The 16,149-nt window shown below is 56.1% G+C and carries 18 protein-coding genes; 11 read left to right on the top strand and 7 right to left on the bottom strand.

Annotated elements, in window-relative coordinates; all coding sequences use genetic code 11:
• Positions 1-76 precede the first annotated feature (76 nt).
• From AB3U87_RS18920 to rimJ, 3 genes are read right to left on the bottom strand one after another with little or no spacing between them, the layout of a single operon-like run.
• Entirely contained in the window at positions 77-994 is a 918-nt protein-coding gene (locus tag AB3U87_RS18920) for a Gfo/Idh/MocA family protein (RefSeq protein ID WP_301729738.1), read from the bottom strand.
• A 1-nt stretch (position 995) separates the two neighbouring features.
• Positions 996-1,637 (bottom strand): DUF480 domain-containing protein, encoded by a 642-nt coding sequence (locus tag AB3U87_RS18915; RefSeq protein WP_394150095.1) that lies wholly within the window; start codon positions 1,635-1,637, stop codon positions 996-998.
• A complete protein-coding gene (gene rimJ, locus AB3U87_RS18910) occupies positions 1,637-2,233 on the bottom strand; it encodes a ribosomal protein S5-alanine N-acetyltransferase (RefSeq protein ID WP_125290796.1) in 597 nt (198 codons plus the stop codon). Before rimJ ends, AB3U87_RS18915 begins: the two co-directional genes overlap by 1 nt.
• 258 nt (positions 2,234-2,491) lie before the next feature.
• Between rimJ and grxB the strand changes: the two genes are divergently transcribed.
• The 7 genes from grxB (at position 2,492) to solA (ending at position 7,516) form a co-directional block, all read left to right on the top strand.
• Positions 2,492-3,139 carry a glutaredoxin 2 gene (grxB, locus tag AB3U87_RS18905; protein WP_394150092.1) on the top strand — a complete coding sequence of 216 codons (648 nt, stop codon included), beginning with the start codon at positions 2,492-2,494 and terminating at the stop codon, positions 3,137-3,139.
• Positions 3,140-3,280: 141 nt separating this feature from the next.
• Positions 3,281-3,844 (top strand): lipoprotein, encoded by a 564-nt coding sequence (locus tag AB3U87_RS18900; protein WP_253454613.1) that lies wholly within the window; start codon positions 3,281-3,283, stop codon positions 3,842-3,844.
• A gap of 201 nt (positions 3,845-4,045) precedes the next feature.
• Positions 4,046-5,092 carry a dihydroorotase gene (pyrC, locus tag AB3U87_RS18895; protein WP_301729740.1) on the top strand — a complete coding sequence of 349 codons (1,047 nt, stop codon included), beginning with the start codon at positions 4,046-4,048 and terminating at the stop codon, positions 5,090-5,092.
• Between the two features lie 68 nt (positions 5,093-5,160).
• Entirely contained in the window at positions 5,161-5,406 is a 246-nt protein-coding gene (dinI, locus tag AB3U87_RS18890; RefSeq protein ID WP_125290800.1) for a DNA damage-inducible protein I, read from the top strand.
• 140 nt (positions 5,407-5,546) lie between these two features.
• Positions 5,547-5,792, top strand: a complete 246-nt coding sequence (locus AB3U87_RS18885; RefSeq protein ID WP_253454615.1) for a hypothetical protein — start codon at positions 5,547-5,549, stop codon at positions 5,790-5,792.
• Between the two features lie 239 nt (positions 5,793-6,031).
• Positions 6,032-6,286 carry a biofilm formation regulator BssS gene (bssS, locus tag AB3U87_RS18880; RefSeq protein WP_125290802.1) on the top strand — a complete coding sequence of 85 codons (255 nt, stop codon included), beginning with the start codon at positions 6,032-6,034 and terminating at the stop codon, positions 6,284-6,286.
• A 123-nt stretch (positions 6,287-6,409) separates the two neighbouring features.
• The gene (gene solA / locus AB3U87_RS18875; RefSeq protein WP_301252706.1) at positions 6,410-7,516 is read left to right on the top strand and encodes an N-methyl-L-tryptophan oxidase; all 1,107 of its coding nucleotides are present in this window, start codon (positions 6,410-6,412) and stop codon (positions 7,514-7,516) included.
• A gap of 81 nt (positions 7,517-7,597) precedes the next feature.
• Here the strand turns inward: solA and proP are convergent, their stop codons facing one another.
• On the bottom strand, positions 7,598-9,064 hold the full coding sequence (proP, locus tag AB3U87_RS18870; protein ID WP_301252705.1) for a glycine betaine/L-proline transporter ProP: 1,467 nt from the start codon (positions 9,062-9,064) through the stop codon (positions 7,598-7,600).
• Positions 9,065-9,522: 458 nt separating this feature from the next.
• Entirely contained in the window at positions 9,523-10,575 is a 1,053-nt protein-coding gene (gene trhO / locus AB3U87_RS18865) for an oxygen-dependent tRNA uridine(34) hydroxylase TrhO (RefSeq protein ID WP_253454619.1), read from the bottom strand.
• Between the two features lie 212 nt (positions 10,576-10,787).
• Here trhO and AB3U87_RS18860 point away from each other — a divergent pair, with 212 nt between their 5' ends.
• The 3 genes from AB3U87_RS18860 (at position 10,788) to mdtG (ending at position 14,318) form a co-directional block, all read left to right on the top strand.
• Positions 10,788-11,882: an NADH:flavin oxidoreductase/NADH oxidase gene (locus tag AB3U87_RS18860; protein ID WP_253454620.1), complete on the top strand. Its 1,095-nt coding sequence runs from the start codon at positions 10,788-10,790 to the stop codon at positions 11,880-11,882.
• Positions 11,883-12,036: 154 nt separating this feature from the next.
• A complete protein-coding gene (locus AB3U87_RS18855; protein ID WP_394150088.1) occupies positions 12,037-12,957 on the top strand; it encodes a Kdo(2)-lipid IV(A) acyltransferase in 921 nt (306 codons plus the stop codon).
• 134 nt (positions 12,958-13,091) lie between these two features.
• On the top strand, positions 13,092-14,318 hold the full coding sequence (gene mdtG / locus AB3U87_RS18850; protein ID WP_394150086.1) for a multidrug efflux MFS transporter MdtG: 1,227 nt from the start codon (positions 13,092-13,094) through the stop codon (positions 14,316-14,318).
• A 1-nt stretch (position 14,319) separates the two neighbouring features.
• On the opposite strand, the gene AB3U87_RS18845 is transcribed toward mdtG, so the two are convergent.
• A complete protein-coding gene (locus AB3U87_RS18845) occupies positions 14,320-14,634 on the bottom strand; it encodes an ArsR/SmtB family transcription factor (RefSeq protein WP_253454623.1) in 315 nt (104 codons plus the stop codon).
• A gap of 14 nt (positions 14,635-14,648) precedes the next feature.
• Positions 14,649-15,773, bottom strand: a complete 1,125-nt coding sequence (locus tag AB3U87_RS18840) for an alkene reductase (RefSeq protein ID WP_253454624.1) — start codon at positions 15,771-15,773, stop codon at positions 14,649-14,651.
• 275 nt (positions 15,774-16,048) lie between these two features.
• Between AB3U87_RS18840 and AB3U87_RS18835 the strand changes: the two genes are divergently transcribed.
• A partial coding sequence (locus tag AB3U87_RS18835; protein ID WP_477181476.1) for a flagellin N-terminal helical domain-containing protein occupies positions 16,049-16,149 on the top strand: 101 nt, incomplete at its 3' end.

Below are 16,149 nucleotides of genomic sequence, written 5' to 3'. Positions count from 1 at the left end.
GGCCGCTTCAGACGGCGCGAAAGCTGGCATAGTCTACTGATATGCCGTGAAATAACCACATCCTATTGTTACAGCATTATTCCCTGTCGCTGTCGCGCCAGAGCTTTTCAATGACGCGCTGCGCCGCCAGCGCCTGCTCGCCGGAGGTTTGCGGCATAGTCTGATTTTGCGCGCAGTCGATAAAATGGCGCGCCGCGCCAGCAAACCCACGCTGCTCCAGCGTGCTCTGCCAGCCTGGAACGGGATCGATAACGAGGCGACCGGCCGTTTCCTGCCGTAGCTCCCGCATATCGTCAACCTGCCAGACGCTGCCGTCCGCTATCGCCATCACCGATTCGCGCTGGGTGCCCGCCCGACGGTGCATACTGGTGGTGATTTGCAGCTTGTCGACCTGAAAATGGTGCTCGGCATAGAGCATTTCGCCGTCGTCATTGGTCAGCAGCGTGCCGCTTTGCAGTGTCGCCCCGCCGCCACCGAGCCACAGCGCGGTATCCACGACGTGCAGATAATCGTCCAGCAGCGTAAAAAAGAGATCGCGCGGGCCGACGCTGTCGCTGCGGTGTTTGTCCATGCGCAGCGAGGCCAGACCGCCCAGCGCTTTTAGCTGCAGATAGCGAGGCGCAAAGCGGCGGTTGAACGCCACCATCAGCTTGCGGCCACGCTGCTGCGCCAGCGCCACCAGCTGTTCGGCTTCGGCAAGCGTTGCCGCCAGCGGTTTATCGACGCAGACATCCTTGCCCGCCAGCAGCAGCTGTTTAACGATGCTGAAGTGCGTGGCGGTTGAGGTATGCACAAAGATCGCGTCACAGTCGTTAATCAATCCCTCCAGCGTGGCATAAAGAGGAATACGCCAGCTGTCGCAAATCGGGCGGGCCTTCTGCTGATTAGGGGAAAACGCGCCCGCCAGCCGCCAGCCCTGCGCGTCAGCCAGCACCGGAAGCCAGGCTTTCTGCGCAATATTGCCCAGCCCCACCATACCTATACGCAACGTCATATCAGGATCCTTTCAGCAATTGAGCCAGCTGCCGCTGCATTTCCGCCATCTGGCGCTCGAGTTCCGCCACTCTTTCTGTCAAATCGCCGCTTTCTGGTGCGTCTGAAGAGGCGGGCAACGCGGCCTCATCCACCTCGCCGCTGAACAGATGCATATAGCGGCTTTCCCGCTTGCCTGGCTCACGCGCCAGCCGGACGACAAAGGGGCCGTCCTCGCGCGCGGCAAGATTTTCCAGCGTCCGCTCAAGCTCAGCCATATCGGCAAATTCATGCAGCCGGGCGCTGCGCGTGCGCAGTTCGCCCGGCGTTTGCGGGCCGCGCAGCAGCAAAGTAGCCACCAGCGCCAGCTCTGCGGCAGAAAATTTGAGCTGGCCGAACTCGCTGTTGCAGAAGCGGTGCTCATATTTCACCACTCTCTGGCCGGATCCGCTAAACGAGGTAACCAAATGCTTTTTCGCCAGCATGTCCAGCGCATCCTGCACGCCGGTTTCAGCCAGCGTCATCACGGGTTCGCGGTTCGATTTCTGGTTACAGGCCGTGACCACGCCGTTCAACGACATGGGATACTGATCGGGCGTCGTCACCTGCTTTTCCAGCAGGCAGCCAATAATGCGCGCCTCAACGGGCGGAAGAAGAATTTTCATCAAAGAGGTCCACGTCGTTCGGGTGTCCATTCTCTGGCGGTCAGCGCGGTCAGCACGTGATCCTGCCAGCGTCCGTCTATCAGCAGATAGTCTTTGGCATAGCCCTCTTTTTCAAAGCCGAGCCGGGCCAGTAAGTTGCCGCTGCGCTGATTATGCGGCATGTAGTTCGCCATAATTCTGTGCATATGTTGCTGGCGCTGCATATAACGAATAGCCGACTGGAGCGCCTCGAACATCATGCCCTGTCCCTGCCATTTCTGCCCCAGCGAATAGCCCAGATAGCAGGCGTGAAACGAGCCGCGCACCACGTTACTGAAGTTGGCCACGCCGCGCACTTCGTTTTCGTCCGGATCCATCACCGCAAAATAGTAGGCGTTGCCCTGCTTATGCATATCGGTGATCAGCCCCAGCCGCGCCTGCCAGCCGGAAGGATAGCAGTGGCTTTCATCCCGAATCGGCTCCCAGGGCTTAAGAAATGCCCGGTTTTCCGCATAGTAATCCGCCAGACGCCAGGCGTCTCTCTCGTGTACCAGGCGCACGACCAGCCTGTCGGTAGTCAGGCGCACTTTAGGGGCTGCGGAACGATAGCCAAACATCTTCTCTCCTGAATTCAGCCGATCATAAATAAAAGCGCCGCGTTGCGTCGACGGCACGTCTTTTTACTATAACCGCCTGATTGCAGTCGGGTAAAATAATGCCGGGAAATATTCCCGTTGTGAATGGCGGAAACGGCTGAAACGCACGATAGCTGGCGCACCGGTTTGCCCTGTCAGCCGTTCTCTTCCATACTCCCTGCATACATTAAGAAGGTTAATGGTATTTGCCGTTACCTTTATCGCTGTAAGGAGGCACTTTTGAAACTGTTTATTTACGAACACTGTCCGTTCTGCGTAAAGGCACGCATGATCTTTGGCCTGAAAAACCTGCCGGTCGAACTGGTGGTGATGCTGAATGACGATGAAGAAACGCCGAAGAAGCTGATCGGACAAAAAATGGCGCCGATCCTGATGAAAGAAGACGGCAGCTGCATGCCGGAAAGCCTGGATATCGTCGCCTTTGTTGATAAAAGCGACGGCGAGCCGCTGCTGAAGGGCCGTCCTAATCCCGCGATCAGCGACTGGCTGCGTCACGTTAACAGCTATCTGAACAAGCTGCTGCTGCCTCGCATCGCCACGGCATCCTTTGCCGAGTTCGCCACGCCCGAAGCGCGCCGCTACTTCACGGAGAAAAAAGAAGCCAGCGTCGGCAGCTTTGACGAGCTGAGGCAGCATTCCGCAGGCTTTATTAAAAATATCAATGACGATCTGCGCAAGCTCGACAAGCTGATTGTGAAGCCCAACGCGGTGAACGGCGAGCTGTCGCTGGATGATATCCACCTTTTCCCGGTGCTGCGTTCCCTGACCCTGGTCGCGGGCGTCGACTATCCCAGCCGCGTGGCTGACTATCGCGACAATATGGCGAAACAGACGCAGATCAATCTGCTTTCTTCCGTGGCTGCCTGATCTTCCGGGGCCGTTTTCACGGCCCCGCCTTATTTCGTCACAACTTTTCCCACCAGCCGGGTGACTCTTTGTCATTTGTCGGGCAAGCTATCGCTGCGCGTCAGAAGGGGTAACTGACGTCATAACGTGACGAGGAGCACTATGAACAATCTTATGCGGGGCGCGATGGCCCTGATGCTGGCGCTGAGCCTGGCAGGCTGCAACAAGCTGACTCAATATTCCGTCAGCGAGCAGGAAGTAAACCAGGCGCTGCAAAAGCATAATAATTATGAAAAGCAGATTGGCGTGGCCGGGCTGGTCGATGCCCATATTGTCCTGACCGATCTCAACAGCAAAATCGGGCGCGAAGAGGCGGACAAAGTCACGCTGACCGGTAAAGCTACCGTGGACATCAGCTCGCTGTTCGGCCCACAGCACGCGGAAATGCTGCTGACCATGAAGGCGCAGCCTGTTTTCGATAAGGAAAAGGGGGCAATCTTCCTGAAAGATATGCAGCTGACCGACGTCCAGGCGCAGCCCGCGAAAATGCAGGGCGTGCTGAATACGCTGACGCCCTACCTGAATCAGTCGCTGAAAGAGTATTTCAATCAGAAGCCGGCTTACCTGCTCAGCACCGATCGCAGCAAGGCGGAGTCGATGGCGAAGCGTTTCGCTAAAGGTCTGGTAGTGAAGCCTGGCGAGCTGGTGATCCCATTTACTGATTAACACCTCAGGGTTTCCCAATTGCTGCGGGAAACCCTGATTTATTTCTCCGCCGCCTTTATAAAGCAGGTGCAAACGCTATGGGAAACCCTGACCCATTTCGCTGCCGCCCTCACAAAGCAGGTGCAAACGTTTGGCTTTCCCTTTATCCTTGATACCCGGCCAAATCGCGCCATACGATTTCACTTCTGCCGGAGCCTGTTCATGACTGCACACCCTCAGCAACTTATTATCCGCCGCCCTGACGACTGGCATATCCATCTGCGAGACGATGAGATGCTGAAAACCGTGCTGCCCTTCACCAGCGAGGTCAACGGTCGGGCAATCGTTATGCCTAATCTGGTGCCGCCGATTGTTAGCGTAGCCGCCGCCGTGGCCTATCGCGATCGCATCCTGGCCGCCGTGCCGGAAGGCCACCGTTTTACGCCGCTGATGACCTGTTATCTGACCGATTCGCTGGCTGCGGACGAGGTCGAGAAAGGCTTTAGCGAAGGCGTGTTTACCGCTGCCAAACTTTATCCCGCCCATGCGACCACCAATTCCAGCCACGGCGTGACCAATATCGATGCCATCGCCACCGTGCTGGAGCGGATGCAGAAAATCGGCATGCCGCTGTTGATCCACGGCGAAGTGACCGATGCGCACATCGATATTTTCGATCGCGAGGCACGCTTTATCGAAACCGTGATGGAGCCGTTGCGCAAACGCTATCCGGCGCTGAAAGTGGTTTTTGAGCATATCACCACCAAAGAAGCCGCTGAGTACGTGCAGGAAGGCAATCATCTGCTTGGTGCTACCATCACCCCGCAGCACCTGATGTTCAACCGTAACCATATGCTGGTGGGCGGCGTGCGTCCGCATCTTTACTGTCTGCCCATCCTGAAGCGCAACGTGCATCAGGAAGCACTGCGCAAAGTGGTCGCCAGCGGCCACGAACGCTTCTTTTTGGGAACGGACACCGCGCCGCACCTGCGTCATCGTAAGGAGGCCAGCTGCGGCTGTGCAGGCGTCTTTAATGCCCCTTCTTCCCTGCCCGCCTACGCCACCGTGTTTGAAGAGCTGGGCGCGCTGGCGCATTTCGCCGCGTTCTGTTCCGAGAACGGCCCGCGCTTCTACGGCCTGCCGCTGAATGAAGGCACGCTGAAGCTGGTGCGTCAGCCGTGGACGGTGCCGGAGAGCGTCACGCTGGGCGAAGACACGCTGGTGCCGTTCCTGGCTGGCGAAACGCTGAACTGGCGCGTCGAGCTGTAATTCAGACAAAATGATTGCTTCCGCCGATCTTACTGTATATATTCACAGTGAATTCATCGGAGGCTTTTATGCGTATTGAAGTCACTGTAGCAAGAACCACCTCGCTGCCCGCTGGCGCCATCGATGCGCTGAGCGCCGAGCTGAGCAAGCGAATCGACAAACAATTTCCTGAATCCGCCCACAGCGTTTCGGTACGCTACGCCGCAGCCAATAATCTGACGGTGATGGGCGGCGGTAAAGAGGCAAAAGACCAGATTACCGATATCCTGCAGGAAACCTGGGAAAGCGCCGACGACTGGTTTATCACCGACTGATCGACGTCCCGTGGTCTTTCCGTTTTTTGCCGGGCTTCGCCGTCCGGCTTTTTTCTTTTCTCCCCTCTTTGCTCCTGACGGAATCTGGCTATAGTAGAGTGACCAAATATGCGTTGCTGCCGCTGGCTAAGAGGTCTGCCATGAATGTTGAAAATCCTGAAGAAGCGATGACGTTTGGCGAGCTGCTGGCGCTGATCGCCGATCAACAGCGCCGCCTGAGCGTGCTGGAAGTTGCTTTCTCCTCTCTCTCTTTGTGCCTGGATGAACAGGCCGCGCTGCGGCTGGTCGACAAGCTTCGTCTGGAAGCGACCCGTTCAGATTATGATGAAAATAAGCGGCAGCACTTCGCCGCGCTGGCCGATGAGTTAGCCAAACGAGCCGGGTGAATAATATTTACTCAAGTATTGTTATTTCGCTGCCGATATTTATTATATCGGGAGCACCCGCTCTTAGTTTCTGCGTACGCAATCCCGTAACAATTAAAGGCAATCGGCTCAGATCGACATTTCATTCTGCGAACATTGGAATTTCTGTTATAATTTTCCTGTTCTATGAAAAAAAGCCGCATTGAACCTCGATAAATCACTTCGTTGTCATTGTTAACACGAGTAATAAGGGGGTTATAATGGACAGAAACAAAGAGGTTATCCAGACACATCCCCTCGTTGGGTGGGATATCAGTACCGTAGACAGCTACGATGCTATGATGATCCGTCTGCATTCACTTTCATCAAATGAACAGCCAGACGATGAAGCTGAAGTGGGCCAGACCTACTGGCTGACCACCGATGTTGCCAGACAATTTATCTCCATTCTCGAAGCTGGCATAGCGAAGATAGAAGCTACTGAATATCAGGATCGCGACTACAAAAAGCACTAATTTCGTCCGCGTTGGCCTGAAGGCACCCAAATGGGTGCCTTTTTCATTTCTGCCGCATTTTTTTTCATTCCAGCCGCATTTTGCTATTCTGCCTGCCTGTATAACCGATGGAGCCAGGTACTGATGGTTTATGACTTAATTGTGGTGGGCAGCGGCTCGGTAGGTGCAGCGGCCGGCTGGTACGCCACCCAGGCGGGACTGAATGTCCTGATGATCGATCGGGCGCATCCGCCCCATCGCGAAGGCAGCCATCATGGAGACACGCGTTTAATTCGCCACGCTTACGGCGAAGGCGCCCGCTACGTGCCGATGGTATTGCGCGCTCAGCAGCTGTGGGACGAGCTGGAGCAGCAGTGCGGCGAGCGAATTATGCAGCGCAGCGGCGTGCTGAATCTTGCGCCTGATCGTTCCGAATTTATCCGCAACGTGCGGCAGAGCGCCGAAACCTATAGCCTGCCGGTGGAGATCTTCAGCGGTGAAGATGCCATGCGGCGCTGGCCGCAGCTGGCCGTCCCTGAAAACTATACGGGGATTTACGAGCCGCAGTCCGGCTATCTGAAATCCGAACTGGCTATTCGTCACCTGATCCGCCTGTGCAAAGAAGCGGGCTGCGCGCAGCTGTTTAACTGCGCGGTCACCGGGCTGGAGGAGCGTGACGGCCTGCAAGTCGTCCAGACCCCGGAAGGCGCCTTCCGGGGCAAAAAGCTGCTGCTGAGCGCCGGAACCTGGATCAAAACGCTGCTGCCGGAACTGCCTGTCACCCCTGTCAGAAAAGTCTTTGCCTGGCATCAGGCGGACGGCCGCTACAGTGAAAATAATAAGTTTCCCGCGTTTGCCGTGGAAATGCCGGACGGCACCCATTTTTATGGATTTCCTGCTGAAAACAACGCGATCAAAATCGGCAAGCACAACGGCGGTCAGCCGATTAGCGCGCCGGAACAACGTAAGCCTTTTGGCGCCGTTGCTGAAGACGGCAGCGAACTCTTCGGATTTTTACGGCAGTTTTTACCTGGTGTAGGCGTTTGCCTGCGTGGTGAAGCCTGTACCTACGATAATACGGCGGACGAAGATTTTATTATCGATACGCTGGGAGCAGACAGGTTGATTATTAGCGGGCTAAGCGGACACGGATTTAAATTCGCCACGGTATTGGGTGAAATCGCCGCGCAATTTGCTCAGGGAAAAACCGCAGAATTTGATTTAACGCCCTTCTCACTTTCCCGCTTATAAATAAAAAAGGCGGCATCGTTAAATGCCGCCTTTCCATAACGCTAATTATTTCCAGCCGTCATCTGATAACGGCGAGAAATATTATTTAACCGACGCCGCCGCATCTTTCTTTTGCTGACGCAGACGGAGTTTTTTCACCAGCTTGTGCGCTTCCGCTTCGCTGCCAACCGCAGGCGCTGAACCGGTCAGCGGCTTACGTGCCGTTTCACGCATGGTAAAGACGGTGATCACGCCGATTGCGCCAGCGCCCATCAGATAGTAAGCCGGCATCATCAGGTTATGCGTCGTTTCCACCAGCCAGGTAGTAATCAGCGGCGTGGTGCCGCCAAACAGCGAAACGGACAGGTTAAAGCCGATCGCCAGCGCGCTATAGCGAATATCCGTGGCAAACAGCGCAGGCAGCGTGGCCGGCATCGAGCCGCTAAAGCAGGTGTGCAGCACGCCAAGGATGATCAGCCCGGCAAACACCAGCCACATATTACCGGAACCAATCAGCATCATGCTTGGGATAGCCAGCACAATCAGGCCGATAGCGCCGCTTAAAATAACCGGACGACGGCCCAGGCGATCGTTCCAGTGCCCGGAAAACAGCGTCAGCGGCATCATCACAAACATCACCACCAGGATCAGCAGCAGGCTGCTCATCTCGCTCAGGCCGAGGATACCGGTCAGGTAGCTTGGCATATAGGAGGTCAGCATGTAGTTGGAGACGTTAAACAGCAGCACCAGGCCAATACATTTCAGCATCTGGGCGCGATATTTGCTCAGCATTTGCAGCAGCGTCAGACGTGGCTTGCTGTGTTCCAGTGCGTCCTGCTTTTCCATATGCTTCTGGAACGCCGGAGTTTCTTCCAGCTTCAGACGGACATAAAGACCAAACAGCCCCAGCGGCGCGGCGATAAAGAACGGAATACGCCAGCCCCAGTCCAGTAGCGTCGCCTCCGGCATCGCCGCCGTCAGGCCGGTGACCAGCCCTGCGCCGAGCAGATAGCCGCCTAACGTGCCGAACTCCAGGAAGCTACCCATAAAGCCGCGACGGTTATCGGTAGAGTATTCGGCGATAAAAGTCGCCGCGCCGCCATATTCACCGCCGGTGGAGAAGCCCTGCACCAGGCGAGCGACCAGCAGCAGAATTGGCGCAAGAATACCGATGCTGTCATAGCTGGGGATCAGGCCGATACAGAAGGTACCGATAGCCATCATAATCATGGTGACGGCCAGCACTTTCTGCCGTCCAACTTTATCGCCCAGCGGCCCGAACACCAGCCCACCGATAGGACGCACCACAAAGGCTGCCGCAAAGGCACCAAAGGCGGCAAGCAGCTGGGCCGCCGAACTGCCGCCGGGGAAGAAGACCTTACCAATAGTCACGGCCAGATAGCTGTAGACGCCGAAGTCGAACCATTCCATCGCGTTACCGAGCGCGGCTGCGCCTACGGCACGCTTCAGCATGTCGTTATCCACGATGGTGATATCGTCTACGGTGAGTTCTTTCTGTTTTTTCTGCCAGAAGTGCTTTTTATGTCTGTTTTCTGAGTGCGTGCTCATGCAGTCCCCTTAATGAGAATGACTGGCAGCATCATAGCTTTCGTTGCCGGTGGAGCCTGTAGAGAAAGAAGGGAATGAAAGCTATAAAGCAGCGAAGATTAAAAGTACGGCGCTTAAAAACGTTTCTTTACGGGAATTTACTCTATACGACAGTCTTCTTTTTATCAAGTTTGTGACAGAAATCGCTGTAATAGCCATTTTAATACTGTGCGTATCGCGTTGTGGGGCCGGAAGGCAGCAGGACGCCCTGCCTGAAAAAGCCGTGCTGATGCGCTACTGACTGCTGAGATTGACATTCTTTACGGGCTTTCACTATGTTGTAACTATATGTAGACGACAAAACGTTAGCGCAATGTTAGCGAGGCAAAAAAGTGAGAAAACGGGGAATTGCCGCCGTTACCGGCTGAAAGAGCAAAAAAGGCCGGTAAAACCGGCCCTGAATGCTGCCTGACGGTCACTCAGTTATCGGGCGTTGGGATTTTTAGCGTCATATTCAGCAAGCCGCGCGACTTGTTGAAAATTTTATTGCCGTTTTCCCGACCGGCGCGACGCGCCCGCTGTTCTTCCGGCGCCAGCGCCAGCTCTTCCATACAGATTGGGCTACAGCAGTCGTGATACTTTTCCGCACAGCTGGCGCACTGAATAAACAGCAGATGGCAGCCGTCGTTTTTGCAGTTAACGTGCGTATCGCAGGCCGTGCCGCACTGATGGCAATGCGCAATAACATCATCGGAAATACGTTCGCCCATGCGCTCATCAAAAACAAAGTTTTTGCCCTTGAAGCGTACCGGCAGCCCCTGCTCGCGTGCGCGACGCGCGTATTCGATAATGCCGCCTTCAATGTGATAGACGTTCTCAAAACCGTTGTGCCGCATCCAGGCGCTCGCCTTTTCACAGCGGATCCCGCCGGTGCAGTACATCACGATTTTTTTATCTTTGCTGTCCTGCAGCATATCCACGGCCATCGGCAGCTGGTCGCGGAAGGTATCCGCCGGGATTTCCAGCGCGTTGTCAAAGTGCCCGACTTCATACTCGTAGTGGTTGCGCATATCGACAAAGACCGCATCCGGATCGTCCAGCATGGCGTTGACCTCGCCCGCTTTCAGGTAGCCGCCGACGTCGCTGGCATCGAAGGTTTCGTCTGCGATGCCGTCAGCAACGATGCGCTCGCGCACTTTCAGACGCAGCACCCAGAACGATTTTCCGTCATCGTCGAGCGCTATATTCATTCGCAGGTTATCCAGCGCCGGGTCGAAAGCGTAAAGCATCGTCTTCATCGCTTCATAATTGCTGGCCGGCACGCTGATTTGCGCATTGATCCCTTCTGCGGCGACGTAAACGCGACCAAACACTTTCAGTTTGGTTAAGGCGATATAGAGCGCGTCACGAAACGCTTTGGGATCGGTAATGGTGAAATACTTGTAAAAAGAGACTGTGGTACGCGGCTCGGTCTCGGCCAGCATCCGCGCTTTCAGCTCTTCATTAGAAACAAGGTTATGTAACACTGGCATGGTGTACGTTCCTGCGACTTTTGAGAAATTTTGCGGGCGATATCATACCTGAATAGCGCCAGAAGCAAACCAAAATCGGGCCGCAGCGTAAAAAATTCGTCTCAGGAAAGTTAGAGCCTTGCAACAGGTGGAAAAGCATATCCGGACCAACATCACAAAAAAATCCGCCTATAGTTAGCCTGTTCCGACTTAATTTTTTACGGAGATATTGCATGAGTCAGCTATTTACCCCAATCGAGCTGGGCAAGTTAACGCTTAAGAACCGTATCGCCATCGCACCGATGTGCCAGTACTCCGCCGAGCACGGCAAAGCCACCGCCTGGCACCGCATTCATCTGGGTCATCTGGCGCTCTCCGGCGCCGGCCTGCTGATTGTCGAAGCGGCGGCCATTGAAGCCGCCGGCCGCATTACGCCGCAGGATTTAGGCCTGTGGGATGACGAAACCGAACAGGCGCTGGGCAGCGTGCTGCAGGATGTACGCAGCTATTCCACGATGCCGATTGGTATCCAGCTGGCCCATGCCGGCCGCAAAGCCTCTACCGATGTGCCATGGCGCGGCGGCGGTTTCCTGCAGCCGGAACAGGGCGGTTGGCAGACCTCCGCGCCTTCTGCGGTGCCTTTCAGCGATGACGATAACGCGCCGGTTGCGCTCACGCTCGAACGTATTGAAGAGATCAAACAGGCCTTCGTCGACAGCGCTGTTCGTGCCGATCGCCTTGGTCTGGATCTGGTGGAAGTTCACGCCGCGCATGGCTATCTGCTGCATCAGTTCCTGTCACCGCTTTCCAACAAGCGCGAAGACCAGTACGGCGGCTCGCTGGAAAACCGTATGCGCCTGACGCTGGAAGTGTTCCGCGAGGTGCGTCGCGTATTCCCGGCAGACAAGCCGGTTGGCGTGCGTATTTCCGCTACCGACTGGGTAGACGGCGGCTGGGATCTGGCGCAGTCCATCGCGCTGAGCAAAGCGCTGGAGGCGGAAGGCTGTGCCTATATCCACGTGTCCAGCGGCGGCCTGGCACCGCAGCAGAAAATCACCGTCGGCCCGAACTATCAGGTGCCTTTCGCTGCGGCGATTAAAAAAGAAGTCGCCATCCCGGTGATTGCGGTCGGGCTGATTACCGAACCGCGCCAGGCGGAAGCGGTGCTGGTGGAAGGTGAAGCGGATATGGTCGCGCTGGCTCGCGGTATGCTTTATAACCCGCGCTGGCCGTGGCATGCCGCCGCCGAGCTGGGTGCGAAGGTGGACGCGCCAGAGCAATACTGGCGTTGCGAACCCCATGAAGTCAAAGGGCTGTTTAATTCGTAGTCCCTGTTAACCAGCGCGCGCCCGCGCGCTGGTGTTTAAACCTTCTGAATCTCAACGCATTATTTCAGTTCGCTGTCAAAAAATGGCACAATAGGTCATAAATAATAAATCCCGGGCAGCATAATGGTGCCCCTTTTTTACGATCTGGAAACTCATGACTCAGCTGCCTCAGTTTTCGCGCGCTTTGTTGCATCCCCGTTATTGGTTTACCTGGTTGGGTATTGGTCTGCTCTACGTGCTGGTGCTGTTGCCCTATCCCGTGCTCTATCGCCTCGGTTGCGGCCTGGGTCGTCTTTCCATGCGTTTTATCACTCGCCGCGTGGCGGTAGCCCGACGCAATCTGGAACTTTGCTTCCCTGAAATGCCGGAAGCGGAGCGCGAGGCGATGGTGATTCGCAACTTCGAATCCGTCGGCATGGGCTTAATCGAAACCGGCATGGCCTGGTTCTGGCCCGACTGGCGCATCAGCAAATGGTTTCAGGTCAGCGGTCTGGAGCATATCGACAAAGCGCATCAGGAAGGCAAAGGCGTGCTGCTGATCGGGATGCATTTTCTGACCCTGGAACTGGGCGCCCGCATCTTCGGCATCCATAATCCCGGTATCGGCGTTTATCGTCCTAACGACAACGCGCTGCTGGACTGGCTGCAAACCTGGGGCAGAATGCGATCCAATAAAAGCATGTTGGATCGCAAGGATCTGAAAGGCATGATCCGCGCGCTGAAAAACGGCGATATTATCTGGTACGCGCCCGATCATGACTACGGCCCAAAAAGCAGCGTGTTCGTGCCCTTTTTCGGCGTGGAAAAAGCGGCTTCCACCAAAGGCAGCTATCTGCTGATCCGCAGCGGCCAGCCCGCCGTGATCCCTTTTGTGCCGCGTCGCTTACCGCACGGCAGAGGCTATGAGATGGTGATCCTGCCGGCGGAAGAGAATATGCCGCTGGATGATGAAGCTGCTACCGCCGCGCGAATGAATAAAGTCGTCGAGCACGGCGTGCTGATGGCGCCGGAGCAGTATATGTGGCTGCACCGCCGCTTTAAAACGCGCCCCGCAGGCGAACCCTCTCTGTATTGATGCTCCGGGCGGAACCGACCCCGCCCGTTTCTCAACCACGGCTCAATCCTCCCGCGTTTTCCCCGGCGGGTGCTATTAAGTCGTGCGCTTTAGGCGCATACTTAGTCTGCTAACAAACTGACCAGGCTGCGCTTATGGCTGTGACCGATGCTTCCCCTTCCCCGATTAACTGGCAAAAAAACCTCTTTGTCGCCTGGTGCGGCTGTTTTCTGACCGGCGTCGCCTTCAGCCTCGTGATGCCCTTTCTGCCGCTTTACGTCGAGCAGCTTGGCGTAACCGATCCGCAGTCGCTGAATCTTTGGTCGGGGGTGGTATTCAGCATTACCTTTTTGTTTTCCGCTGTCGCGTCGCCATTCTGGGGCGGGCTGGCCGATCGTAAAGGCCGCAAAATCATGCTGTTGCGGTCGGCGCTTGGCATGGCGATAGTGATGGTGCTGATGGGGATGACCACCTCCATCTGGCAGTTTCTGGCGCTGCGGGCGTTGTTAGGTCTGCTGGGCGGTTTTGTGCCCAATGCCAACGCGCTGATAGCGACTCAGGTGCCGCGGAAGCGAAGCGGCTGGGCGCTGGGCTGGCTGTCGACGGGCGCGGTTAGCGGCGCATTGATCGGCCCACTGATTGGCGGATTGCTGGCCGACAGCTTTGGCCTGCGCCCGGTGTTCTTTATTACCGCCGCCGTGCTGTTTCTCTGTTTCCTGATGACGTTGTTTGCTATCCGCGAAACCTTCGTGCCGGTACAGAAGAAAGATATGCTGCACGCCCGTGACGTTTTTAGCTCTTTAAAACGGCCTAAGCTGGTGCTGGCGCTGTTTGTCACCACGCTGATTATTCAGGTCGCTACCGGATCTATCGCGCCTATTCTGACGCTCTACGTGCGGGATCTGGCTGGCGATATCCAGAATCTGGCGTTTGTCAGCGGAATGATTGCCTCGGTGCCCGGCGTCGCTGCGCTGCTCAGCGCGCCCCGGCTGGGTAAACTGGGCGACCGTATCGGGCCTGAGCGTATTCTTATCGCCATGCTGGTGGTTTCCGTGCTGCTACTGATCCCGATGTCGCTGGTGCAGACCCCTTTGCAACTGGGGATCCTGCGTTTTCTGCTGGGCGCGGCCGACGGCGCGCTGCTGCCCGCGGTACAGACGCTGCTGATCTATAACGTCAGTAATAGCGTCGCCGGACGTATCTTTAGCTATAACCAGTCATTTCGCGATATTGGCAACGTTACCGGGCCGCTGATGGGCGCGGTGGTTTCGGCTCACTGGGGGTTTCGTGCGGTGTTTATCGTGACGGCCGCCATCGTGCTTTTCAATGCGGTTTACTCATGGCGGACGCTGCGCCGCCGCGTGACGAGACCGGACGCGTAAACTATAACGCGCCCAGGAAATTACCTATCGTGTCGGCAAGCTCGCGGATACGCGGCTCGCAGCGGCGATAGTAGGTCCACTTGCCGACTTTGCTCGCCTCCAGCAGGCCCGCTTCCTGAAGCACCTTCAGGCAGAGCGAGGTGGCGGGCTGCGATAAGCCCGCCTTGTCCTGAATCAGGCTGGCGCACACCCCGTAACGGTCGAAGTCATACAGCTGGCTATAGCCGGCAAAGGCTTCATCAGGGTTTTTCAGCCAGGCCAGCACGGCCATACGTGTCGGATTGGCCAGCAGCTTCATCGCGTTTTCAGGGGTCATCCAGCCTCACAAAATCAGGAACCGTAAAAAGGATAGTCAGTATACCCTTTACGCGTGCCGCCATATAGCGAAGCGGCATCCACGGCATTCAGCGGATAGCCGTGGCGAAAGCGTTCCGGCAGATCCGGGTTGGCAATAAAGGTTCTGCCAAAGCCAAACAGATCGCCCCAGCCCTGTTGCAGCACGTGTTCTGCCTTTTCCTGGGTGTAGCGGCCGGAATAGATAATTGGCCCGCGCCAGGCTTTACGCAGCGCAATGCGGAAGGTTTCCGGCAGATCGGGGCTGTTATCCCAGTCGGCTTCTGCGATTGACAGATAACCGATCTCAAGCGTATTCAGCATCTCTGCCGCTACGGTGTAGGTAGTCTGCGGATCGCTTTCCACCAGGCCCAGGTAAACCCGCTCTTCATCCGTACTGGTAAACAGCGGTGCAAAGCGTACCCCGACGCGATGGCTGCCAAACACGGAACTGACCGCTTCGGTAACTTCTTTCAGGAAGCGCAGCCTGTTTTCCAGCGAGCCGCCATATTCATCGGTGCGGAAATTGCTGTGTTCGGAAATAAACTGATTGATCAGGTAGCCGTTGGCTGAATGCAGCTCAACGCCGTCAAACCCGGCTTCCTTCGCGTTTTGCGCCGCCGTGCGGTACAGCTCGACAATCTCTTTGACTTCGGCGGTGGTCAGTTCGCGCGGCGCATCCGGCGCGGTCAGGATGCCTTCGCCCGGTCCGGTTTCGATAAAGACGCGTACGCCCGTTGCAGGCACGGCAGACGGCGCCACCGGCGGCTGCTTGCCCGGTTGCAGTTCGCTATGTGAAACGCGTCCCACATGCCACAGCTGGCAAAAAATTGTTCCGCCTTCCTGATGGACGGCTGCGGTGACCTTTTTCCAGCCCGCAATCTGCTCCGCGCTGTGGATACCTGGCGTCCAGGCGTAGCCCTGCCCGCGCGGTTCAATCTGCGTGCCTTCCGTGATCATAAAACCGGCGCTGGCGCGCTGGCGGTAGTAGTCCACCATCATCTCGCCCGGCACGTTGCCCGGCTGGTCGCTGCGGCAACGCGTCAGCGGCGGCAGCACGATACGGTTACGTAAGGTCAGATCGCCAATTTGCAAAGGCGTAAACAGGGTTTGCTTGCTCATAATTCCACTCGCTCAGGTAATAAGAGCCGCCATTATATTTAAACATTTAAATGTGTAAATTCATTTTGTGCTGTTGATGAAATATTAGCGATGCTTCAGCCAATCATCCGGGTAACCCATTGATATCGTTCGTATGTGGAGGAATAAGCCGTTTTGTGCAGGTTTTATGCTAAAACTGTTTAAAGTTTTTTCAGGGTGTGACGATAAATAATACAGACGGTGACGGGCATCCTGGCGCCGTATCCGAACCCTGGTTAAACTTTAAGGAAACGATTATGTCCGTTATCAATACTAACATCATGTCCCTGACCACTCAGAACAACCTGAACAAATCACAGGCTTCTCTGAGCACCGCTATCGAGCGTCTTTCTTCTGG

Source organism: Erwinia plantamica, from assembly GCF_043420595.1.
GTDB lineage: Bacteria > Pseudomonadota > Gammaproteobacteria > Enterobacterales > Enterobacteriaceae > Erwinia > Erwinia aeris.
This window is presented reverse-complemented; position numbering and strand designations above follow the sequence as displayed.

Excerpts from the sequence above, each read along its gene's own strand:
- trhO (WP_253454619.1), bottom strand. The coding sequence starts at position 10,575 with ATGCCAGTGTTACATAACCTTGTTTCTAATGAAGAGCTGAAAGCGCGG.
- AB3U87_RS18915 (WP_394150095.1), bottom strand. The coding sequence starts at position 1,637 with ATGAAAATTCTTCTTCCGCCCGTTGAGGCGCGCATTATTGGCTGCCTG.
- AB3U87_RS18845 (WP_253454623.1), bottom strand. The coding sequence starts at position 14,634 with ATGACCCCTGAAAACGCGATGAAGCTGCTGGCCAATCCGACACGTATG.
- AB3U87_RS18900 (WP_253454613.1), top strand. The coding sequence starts at position 3,281 with ATGAACAATCTTATGCGGGGCGCGATGGCCCTGATGCTGGCGCTGAGC.
- dinI (WP_125290800.1), top strand. The coding sequence starts at position 5,161 with ATGCGTATTGAAGTCACTGTAGCAAGAACCACCTCGCTGCCCGCTGGC.
- solA (WP_301252706.1), top strand. The coding sequence starts at position 6,410 with ATGGTTTATGACTTAATTGTGGTGGGCAGCGGCTCGGTAGGTGCAGCG.
- mdtG (WP_394150086.1), top strand. The coding sequence starts at position 13,092 with ATGGCTGTGACCGATGCTTCCCCTTCCCCGATTAACTGGCAAAAAAAC.
- AB3U87_RS18840 (WP_253454624.1), bottom strand. The coding sequence starts at position 15,773 with ATGAGCAAGCAAACCCTGTTTACGCCTTTGCAAATTGGCGATCTGACC.
- rimJ (WP_125290796.1), bottom strand. The coding sequence starts at position 2,233 with ATGTTTGGCTATCGTTCCGCAGCCCCTAAAGTGCGCCTGACTACCGAC.
- AB3U87_RS18885 (WP_253454615.1), top strand. The coding sequence starts at position 5,547 with ATGAATGTTGAAAATCCTGAAGAAGCGATGACGTTTGGCGAGCTGCTG.
- AB3U87_RS18860 (WP_253454620.1), top strand. The coding sequence starts at position 10,788 with ATGAGTCAGCTATTTACCCCAATCGAGCTGGGCAAGTTAACGCTTAAG.
- AB3U87_RS18855 (WP_394150088.1), top strand. The coding sequence starts at position 12,037 with ATGACTCAGCTGCCTCAGTTTTCGCGCGCTTTGTTGCATCCCCGTTAT.
- pyrC (WP_301729740.1), top strand. The coding sequence starts at position 4,046 with ATGACTGCACACCCTCAGCAACTTATTATCCGCCGCCCTGACGACTGG.
- AB3U87_RS18920 (WP_301729738.1), bottom strand. The coding sequence starts at position 994 with ATGACGTTGCGTATAGGTATGGTGGGGCTGGGCAATATTGCGCAGAAA.
- bssS (WP_125290802.1), top strand. The coding sequence starts at position 6,032 with ATGGACAGAAACAAAGAGGTTATCCAGACACATCCCCTCGTTGGGTGG.
- proP (WP_301252705.1), bottom strand. The coding sequence starts at position 9,064 with ATGAGCACGCACTCAGAAAACAGACATAAAAAGCACTTCTGGCAGAAA.